The sequence below is a fragment of the Micromonospora sp. C97 genome (assembly GCF_018070385.1).
In the GTDB taxonomy this organism is placed as follows: domain Bacteria; phylum Actinomycetota; class Actinomycetes; order Mycobacteriales; family Micromonosporaceae; genus Micromonospora; species Micromonospora parva.
Window position 1 is genome coordinate 68,803 of the sequence record NZ_JAGPXU010000032.1, and the last position, 8,975, is coordinate 77,777.

General features: G+C 74.7%; 5 protein-coding genes. 4 read left to right on the plus strand and 1 reads right to left on the minus strand.

Translation table 11 applies throughout. From position 1 onward, the window contains the following. Positions 1-38: 38 nt before the first annotated feature. Genes KBX26_RS28485 through KBX26_RS28500 form a run of 4 tightly spaced genes read left to right on the plus strand, consistent with a single transcriptional unit; the run spans position 39 to position 4,988 of the window. The gene (locus KBX26_RS28485; protein WP_374224338.1) at positions 39-1,064 is read left to right on the plus strand and encodes a FecCD family ABC transporter permease; all 1,026 of its coding nucleotides are present in this window, start codon (positions 39-41) and stop codon (positions 1,062-1,064) included. Further along, the gene (locus KBX26_RS28490; RefSeq protein ID WP_030327348.1) at positions 1,061-2,089 is read left to right on the plus strand and encodes an iron chelate uptake ABC transporter family permease subunit; all 1,029 of its coding nucleotides are present in this window, start codon (positions 1,061-1,063) and stop codon (positions 2,087-2,089) included. Before KBX26_RS28485 ends, KBX26_RS28490 begins: the two co-directional genes overlap by 4 nt. Positions 2,090-2,118: 29 nt before the next feature. Further along, the gene (locus tag KBX26_RS28495; RefSeq protein WP_210866804.1) at positions 2,119-2,943 is read left to right on the plus strand and encodes an ABC transporter ATP-binding protein; all 825 of its coding nucleotides are present in this window, start codon (positions 2,119-2,121) and stop codon (positions 2,941-2,943) included. Next, positions 2,940-4,988: a penicillin acylase family protein gene (locus KBX26_RS28500; RefSeq protein ID WP_210866805.1), complete on the plus strand. Its 2,049-nt coding sequence runs from the start codon at positions 2,940-2,942 to the stop codon at positions 4,986-4,988. Before KBX26_RS28495 ends, KBX26_RS28500 begins: the two co-directional genes overlap by 4 nt. Positions 4,989-5,048: 60 nt before the next feature. Here KBX26_RS28500 and KBX26_RS28505 read toward each other — a convergent pair whose 3' ends face one another. Next, the gene (locus KBX26_RS28505) at positions 5,049-8,762 is read right to left on the minus strand and encodes a S8 family serine peptidase (protein WP_210866806.1); all 3,714 of its coding nucleotides are present in this window, start codon (positions 8,760-8,762) and stop codon (positions 5,049-5,051) included. Positions 8,763-8,975 lie beyond the last annotated feature (213 nt).

Below are 8,975 nucleotides of genomic sequence, written 5' to 3' on the forward strand. Positions count from 1 at the left end.
CAGCGGTTCGCCGTTTCGCCACCACCCCGGAGCCCACACTGGACGCCACACCCACCGCCACCCGGCCGACACCGTCCGTGTCGACCCGGGGCGCTGTCGCACCCCCGAGCCGGCGTGGTCGCCGAGCGGCCCGCGCCGGCGGACTGGTCGCCGCCGTGGCACTGCTCGCGGTGATCGTGGTGCTCAGCATCGCGGTCGGCGCGAAGGCCATGCCGCTCGCCGACGCCTGGTCCGGGTTGCTGCACCGCGACGCCGCCGAGTACGCGGTGGTGCACCGGATGCGCCTCCCCCGCACCCTGCTCGGGCTGCTGGCCGGTGCCGCCCTCGGTGTGGCGGGCGCGATCATGCAGGCCCTCACCCGCAACCCGCTCGCCGACCCCGGGCTGCTCGGCATCAACGCGGGTGCCTCCGCGGCCGTCGCCACCGCCGCCGCGTTCCTGGGCGTCACCGCCGTCGGCGGGTACGTCTGGTTCGCGCTGCTCGGCGCGGCGACGGTGACCGCGCTCGTCTACGCCGTCGGCGGCGGACGGGGCGCCACCCTCTACTCCTACGTGAGCGCGGTGATGCTGCTGGACACCGCGTCGCTGGAGCGGCTGCGCTTCTGGACGGTCGGTTCGCTGGCCAGCGCGGACCCGGCGACCGTCACCCGGGTGCTGCCGTTCATCGTGATCGGGCTGCTGGTCGCGCTCGGTGCCGCCCGCCCGCTGAACGCGCTCGCGCTCGGCGACGACGCGGCGCGCGCCCTCGGCGCTCGACCCGCGCTCATCCGCGCCGCCGTGATCGTCGCGGTCACCCTGCTCTGCGGCGCCGCGACCGCCGCGTGCGGCCCCATCGTCTTCGTCGGGCTGCTGGTGCCGCACCTGGTTCGCGCCCTGACCGGCCCGGACCTACGCTGGCTGCTGCCGTACTGCGCGGTGCTCGCGCCCGCGCTGCTGCTCGGCGCCGACGTGCTCGGCCGCGTACTGGGTCGACCGGGAGAACTCCAGGTCGGCATGGTGACCGCCGTGCTGGGCGGTCCGCTCTTCCTGTGGCTGGTCACCCGCCGACGGGTGGCCCAACCATGAGCGTCATCCGTACCCCTGGGGGGTTGTCGGTGCGGTTCCGGCCCCGCGCGTTGGGCGTCGGTGCCGGTGCGGCGTTGCTCGCGGCCGGGTTCGGCCTGGTGGCCCTGGGCAGCGGCGACTACCCGATGGGGCCGGCGGACGTGCTGCGCACGCTGACCGGCGGCGGCACCGTGGCGGAACAGTTCATCGTGTACGACCTGCGCCTGCCCCGGCTGGTCACCGCCCTGTTGGTCGGTGCGGCGCTGGCGCTGGCCGGCACGGTGTTCCAGTCCCTGGTCCGCAACCCGCTGGGCAGCCCGGACATCCTGGGCTTCACCCAGGGCGCGTCGACCGGCGCGCTGGTGGTGGTCGTCCTGGGCGGCAGCAGCCTGGCGTTGGCCGGCGCGGCGGTTGCCGGTGGGCTCGGCACCGGCCTGCTGATCTACGCGCTGGCCTGGCGGCGCGGAGTGCACGGCTACCGGCTCATCCTGGTCGGCATCGGGGTGGCCGCGATCCTGACCGGCGTCAACGGCTACCTGCTGACCCGGGCGCCCCTGATGGACGCCGCCCGCGCGGTGCTCTGGCTCACCGGCAGTCTGGACGGGCGGGGCTGGGCCAACGCCGGGCCGCTGCTCGCCGTCCTGGTCGTGCTGGCGCCGCTGGTGCTCGTCGGCTGCGCCCCGGCGCTGCGGATGATGGAGCTGGGCGACGACGCGGCCAGCGCGCTGGGCGTGCCGGTACGCCGACTGCGCCTGGCGCTGCTCGCCGCCGCCGTGCTGCTGGTCTCGTTCGCGGCGGCCGCCGCCGGGCCGGTGTCCTTCGTGGCGCTGGTCGCCCCGCACGTCGCGAAACGGCTGACCCGGGCACCGGGCCCGAACCTGGTCCCGTCGATGACCGTCGGCGCGGCGCTGCTGGCCGGCGCCGACCTGTTGGCCCAACGCGCGTTCGACGGGCACCAGCTGCCGGTCGGCGTGGTGACCGGCGTCATCGGCGGCGGTTACCTGGTCTGGCTGCTGGCCGTGGAACGCCGGGCGGGCCGGCTGTGAACACCCGCGACACCCTCGAAGGAGCACCCATGCGACCCGGCGATTCCCGGCTCGGCGGCACCGCGCTGACCCTCGCCTACGACCAGCGCACCATCGCCGAGAACCTGACCGTGGCGGTGCCCGACAGCTCCTTCACGGTGATCATCGGCCCGAACGCGTGCGGCAAGTCGACGCTGCTTCGCGCACTGTCGCGGATGCTGCGTCCCAGCGCCGGTGCGGTGCTGCTGGACGGCCGCAACATCCACGACCTGCCGGCCCGCGCTGTGGCCCGGACGCTCGGCCTGCTGCCGCAGTCGTCGATCGCGCCGGACGGCATCAGCGTCGCCGAGTTGGTCGCCCGGGGCCGTTACCCCCACCAGGGGCTGCTGCGGCAGTGGTCACGCGAGGACGAACGGGTGGTCGAGGAGTCGATGGCCGCGACCGGTGTCGACGACCTCGCCGACCGGGCGGTGGACGAGCTGTCGGGCGGGCAGCGGCAGCGGGTGTGGATCGCCATGGCGCTGGCGCAGCAGACGCCGCTGCTGCTGCTCGACGAGCCGACCACGTACCTCGACATCGCCCACCAGATCGAGATCCTGGACCTCTGCGCCCGGCTGCACGAGGAGCAGGGACGCACCCTGGTCGCGGTGCTGCACGACCTGAACCACGCCGCCCGCTACGCCACCCACCTGATCGCGATGCGCGACGGGCGGGTGGTGGCCGCCGGGGAGCCGTCGTCGGTGGTCACCGCCGACCTGGTGGCGGAGGTGTTCGGTCTGCCCTGTCGGGTCATCGACGACCCGGAGACGGGCACCCCGCTGGTCGTCCCGGCGGCCCGACGCCGGGCCACCACCCTGGCCCCGGAGCCGGCGTGAGCACGGAACGTTTCCGCGACCCGTGGGGGGTGCCGCACCTGCGGGCCGACGACCCGCTCGCCCTGGCGGCGGCGCAGGGTCGGGTGACCGCGTACGACCGGGCCTGGCAGATCGAGGTGGAACGGCACCGGGCCCGGGGCACCAGCGCGGCGTTCCTCGGCCCGGACGCGCTCGGTTGGGACCGGTTCGTCCGGCAGGTCCGGCTCGACGACACCGCCCGCCGCTGCCACGCGGCGCTGGACAAGGTGACCGCCGAGTGGGTGGGCGCCTACGTGGACGGCGTCAACGCCGCTCTCGCCGCCGGGGCTGCCCGGTCGCCGGAGTTCGCCGCCACCGGGCTTCGCCCCGGCCGGTGGGAGCCGTGGACACCGCTCGCGGTGTGGCTGGGCCACCACATCCTGTTCGCCGGGTTCCCGGGCAAGCTCTGGCGCGAGCACGTCGCGCAGCGGCTCGGGCCGGACTGGGTCGACCTGTTCGCCACCGACGGTCCGGCCGTCGCCGGCAGCAACGGGTGGCTGCTCGCCGCCGAGCGCACCGGCACCGGGGCCGCGCTGCTCGCCGGTGACCCGCACCGGTTCCTTGAGGATCCCGGTGTCTACCAGCAGATCCGGTTGGCCTGCCCGGAGTACGACGTCATCGGGCTGGCGGTGCCGGGCGTGCCGGGCATCGCCCACTTCGGGCACACCGGCGAGGTGGCCTGGGCGATCACCAACGCGATGGCCGACTACCAGGACGTGTACGCGGAGCGGCTGCGCCGCGACGGCCTGCGGGTGCAGGCGCTCGGCCCGGACGGCTGGCGTCCGGCGCACCGGCACGTCGAGACGATCGAGGTGGCCGGGGCCGACCCGGTCGAGGTCGAGGTGGTGGAGACCGATCGTGGTCCGGTGATCGCCGGTGGGCCCGACGACGAGACGGCGCTCAGCCTGCGCTACCCGCCCCGGGTCCGGGGTGACAGCGGTTTCGCGACGCTGCCGGAGCTGCTGCGCGCCCGCACGGTGGCCGACGTGGATCACGCGCTGCGGCACTGGGTGGAGCCGGTCAACGTGGTGCAGGCGGCGGACACCGCCGGAGGGCTGCTGCACCGGGTCGCCGGGGCGGTGCCGGTACGGCACCCGGAGAACGGCCGGCGGGTGGTCCCCGGGTGGGACGCCGCGCACGCCTGGCAGGGCTGGCACGCGCCGATGCCCCGCGCCGAGGTGGCCGGTCGGGCGGTGATGGCCAACGAGCGCGGGTTGGCGGCGCCGCTCGGGGTGGAGTTCGCCGCACCGCACCGGGCGCACCGCATCACCGAACTGCTCGACGCCCGGGCGACGTGGACGGCCGACGAGATGGCCGCTGTGCACACCGACACGTACCTGGGCGCGGCCGGGCCGCTGCTGGCCGTCCTCGCCGAGTCGACGGGGCTCGGCCCGGCCGCCGCCGCGCTGCGCGACCGGCTGCTGTCCTGGGATCGCCGGATGGCCGCCGACAGCACGGACGCGGCCGCCTACGCCATCCTGCGGGCGGCTGTCGTCCGCCGGCTCGCCGCCCACCCGGCGCTGGCCGCGCTGGCCGAGCCGCCCGCGTACCCCGAGGTGTTCGCGCCCTGGCTGGCGCTGACGCCGCGCGTCGGTTACGCGCTGGAGCATCTGCTCGGCGCGACCCCGCCGCCCGGTGTGGACATCGGCGCGCTGGTGAGCGCGGCGGCCGAGGAGGCCGGCGACGCGGCCGCCGGGCAGGTGCCCTGGGGTGACCTGCACCGGTTGGCGCTGTGGCGGGCGCTGCCCGGCGCGGACGCCGGGCCCGGTCCCCGGCTCGACGGTGACCACGACTGCGTGCTGGCCACCTCCAGCGTGCCCGGGGTCACCCACTGGTGCCTGCGGGGGCCGGCGGCGCGCTTCGTCTGGGACCTGGCCCGCCGCAGCGACAGCCGGTGGGTGGTCCCGCTGGGCGCGTGCGGGGTGCCCGGCGACCCGCACCACGACGACCAGAGCCGCGCCTGGCTGGCCGGGGAGCTGCTGCCGGTCGTCACCGACTGGGAGCAGCTGACGCAGGAGCGGGACTGACGGCACCGGCCGCCGCCCGGGGTGCCCGAGGCGCCCCGGCGACGGCCGGCCACAGTGGCGTCAGCGCAGGCCGAACGCCCTGGTGATGCGCTGGCTCACGGTGTTGCCGGCGGCGTCGCGCGCGGTGGTGCGCAGGCTCACGAAGCCGGCCGTCGCCGGTGCGGCCAGCGAGGTACGCCAGCCGTCGCCGTGCCGGGTCAGCCGCTGCTTCTGCCAGCTCGCCCCGTCGTCGTAGGACACCTCCACCGTCACCGCGCCGACAGTGCCGCTGACGTCGGGCAGGTGGGAGGCGACCACGGTCAAGGGTGCCCGCCGCGCCGCCCGGCCGGCGGCGTCGATGTCCACCTGGTAGTCCAGCTGGATCATCGGCAGCACCTCGGCCGACTCCTCCCCCGTCACCGCCGAGGTGAAGCCCCACTCGGTGCGGGTCTGCCGGGAGTACGGGTTGCTCCAGGCGGCCCGGTCGTTCTCCACCACCAGCCGGTACGGCAGCCGCTGAGACGCCAGCCCGGAGACCTGGAGGTACTCGGCGTTGCCCCAGTTCAGCTCCTGGTCACCCTGGTAGAGGGTGGTCCGGTTGACCATGTCGTAGTTGGCGTACGCCTCACCGATGTGACCGCCTCCGTCGCCCCACCCGGGTGCGGGCAGGTAGACGGTGTCCAGGTATCGGACCGGCACGTAGCCGCCACCCATCCGGGGTCGCTGGATCGGCCCGAACCAGGTGACGGCGCTCGGCTTGCCCGCCGGGTAGGTCGTCACCGCCTGCAGGTGCTGACCGGTCTCGCCGGCGATGAACGCGTCGTCGATCCACCGCTGGTCGGCGCTCACCCAGTCGGTTCGCCGGCCCTGCGCCGGGGCCGGCTCCTGGTTGCTGGACGCCCAACCGCGCCAGACGTCGGTGCGGAACTCCAACGCCTTGCCCTGCCGGTAGTTGCGGAACTCCACGTCGACCCGGGCCAACTGCCGCTTCGTGGGCCGGTAGGTGGGGTCGGCCGGCACCGTGCCGGACCAGTGGTGCGCCACGTCGTACAGGTAGGTGGTCTCCGGGTGCGACTCGACGGTGAGCCGCACCGCGCCGCGCTCCAGCGCGGCGATGAGCTGCCCACCCTCGTCCGCGCCGAGCGTGGCCACTGTCACCGGGGCCGGGCTCTCCGGGCTCCACGCGAACTCGTCCCAGGGCTGCAGCCGACCGATGCCGTCGTTGACCACGAGCAGCAGCGTCGCCCCGGCCGCCGCGGCGGCCCGCGCCTGGGTGGCGATGTCGACGCTGTCACTGCGGCGCACCACCACGGCCCGGTCCCGGACCGGCCGGTTGGCCAGCCCCGTCGCCGACGCGTCGGCGACATAGACCGCGTCCAGCTGACGACGACCGGCCGGCAGCGCCGGGGTGGCTCGCTTCACCAACAGATCGTCGTACGAGCGACCGCCCGCCGAGACGGTCAACGCCGGCTGCTCCAGCCGCCACCGGGCGCCGAACTCGAACTCGCCGTCGGTGACCGGACGGCTCGTCGGCAACGCCCACATGCTGTCGTACGAGTCGTCGGGCAGCACCTGACTCTCGGTGAGACCGTTCTTCGTGGACCGGTGGATGTCCATCCGCAGCGCACTGGCGGTGGCCTCCTGCGGCACCCGGGCCTGCACCTGCCGGGCGGCACGCGCGTCCAGGGTGACGGTGCGGTCGGTGTCCAGGTTGACGTCGGTGAAGCTGAGCATCGCCATGCCCTTGGAGTGCGGCCCGTGCACACCGCGCACGTCCGCGGAGATCCAACCGTTCCAGCTCGCCACCGGCAGCCGCAGCGTCGCAGTGCCGCTCTCGGGCAGGTCCACGGCGGTGAACAGGGTGTCGGCGGTGAGGATGACCTTGCCGACGAGCGGCTTGCCGTCCCGGTCCTTGGCGACCAGCGTCAGGTTCTGCCGCTGGCCCTCCTTGCCGGCCCCGATCAGGGTGCGGCCACGCACCGCACCGGCGTCGTCGGTGGCGACGATCATGCCGCTGACCTGCTTCTCCACCGGCAGCTTGTCGTACGCGGCGGTGACCGTCACGGTGGCGGTGCCGCCGGCCGGCACGGTGACCCGGTCGGCGGAGAGCGCGAACAGACCGGTCGGCGCCGTGGCCGCGTCGAGGGCCAGCTTGAGCGCGACCGGCGTGCCGCCGACATTGGTGTAGGTGACGGTGCGGTCGACGGTCATGCCCGGCTGCTGCGGCCACGCCTGGAAGCCGGAGTGCGCGCTCGGGGTGGCGAAGACGGTGGCGTGCGCGGCGGCCACCGCGTCGACCCGACCGGCACCCGCCTGGTACGGGGTGTACCCGGGGGTGGCCTTGACCGTGCTGACCAGCGCTTCCTTGATGCGCTGACCGGTCCAGTCCGGGTGCGCGGCGGCGACCAGCGCGGCCGTGCCGGCCACGTGTGGGGTGGCCATCGACGTGCCGCTCATCAGCGTGTAGTCACCGGAGCCGCCCCGCACCAAATGCGAGCGGGCGGCCAGGATGTCCACGCCGGGGGCGGTGATCTCGGGCTTGAGCCCGCCGTCGCCGGCGCGTGGGCCCTGGCTGGAGAAGTCGGCGAGGTGGTCGGTGGCGTCGACGGCGCCGACGGTGAGCGCCGAGTTCGCGGCACCCGGGCTGCCGATCGTGGCCGGGCCGCTGTTGCCGGCGGCGATCACGAAGAGGGCGCCGGTCTCGGCGCTGAGCCGGTCGACCGCCTGGCTCATCGGGTCGCTGCCGTCGGTGGACTCGCCACCCAGGCTCATGCTGACCACCCGGGCCTTCTGCTCCCGGGCCGCCCACTCCATGCCGGCGATGATCCAGGAATCCTGCCCGCTGCCCTCGCTGTTGAGCACCTTGCCGATGTGCAGCCGGGCACCGGGGGCAACACCCCGCTCGGCGCCACCGGACGCGGCGCCGGTGCCGGCGATCGTCGAGGCGACGTGCGTGCCGTGGCCCTTGTAGTCGAGGATGTCGGGCTCCGACGGCACGAAGCTGCTGGACTCGGCGATCTGGCCGAGGAGGTCCGGGTGTTCGGCGTCCGCCCCCGAGTCGAGCACCGCGACGTCGACACCGGCGGCGGTGTTGCCCTCGGCCCACAGCGCCGGCGCGCCGATCTGCGCGGTGGACTCGGCCAGGTCGGCGTGCACCCGGCCGTCCAACCAGACCTTCGCGATGCCGTTGGCCAGGGTCGGGGCGTCGCCCGTACGTCGGGTCGAGCCGGCGGTGAGCGCGGTCCAGAACCGGTCGGCGGTGGCGCGTTGGCGGGTCAGCGCCGCGCCCTGCACGCTGTCCAACGGTCGGACCAGCTCGGCGCCGTCCAGTGCGGGCCGGGTGCGGTTGCGGGCCGCCGCGTCGGTCATCGTGACGATCAGCGGGAGCGCGTCGGTGTGCGCGTCGTCGTAGCCGTCGGCGATGAGGTCGGTGACGTTGAACAGTTGCCGGTCCAGCAGGCCGCTGGTGACATAGGACAGCGCGGCGTCCGGGTAGACGTAGGTGTCGCCGTCGCGCACGGTGCGGTGGAAGCTCGGGGTGCTGCCGTCCGGTCGGCGCACTGTCGACACCGTGCTGCCGTCCGCCGCGGTGGTGACAGTGACCGTGTCACCGGTGATCAGGGTGACGGTGGACGCGCGCCCGGCGGCGGCCGGGGGCAGGCCCGCCGGGCGGTCGGGGTGGTTCGGCGGGGCGGCGGCCGCTCCCGCGCCGGGTGGGGTGAACCCGGCCGCCAGGGTGAGGGCGGCGCCGAGGGCGATCAGCCCGGATCGGCGACGCCGGTGAGACAGAGCCACGGTGACCTCTTTGTGTCGAGAAGTGGTACGCACCACAGCATCGACGTAACACCCGCCCCGACCGCACCCCCACACCCCGACGCAGTTACGTCATGGCACAAACCCGCCACCCTGCCCCGCCCCGGCCCCGCCCCGCCCTCGTGCCGTCGATCTTGCACTTTCTGCGCCGACCAAAGCCCTGAATCAGACCCAATCGACAACCACAAGTGCAAG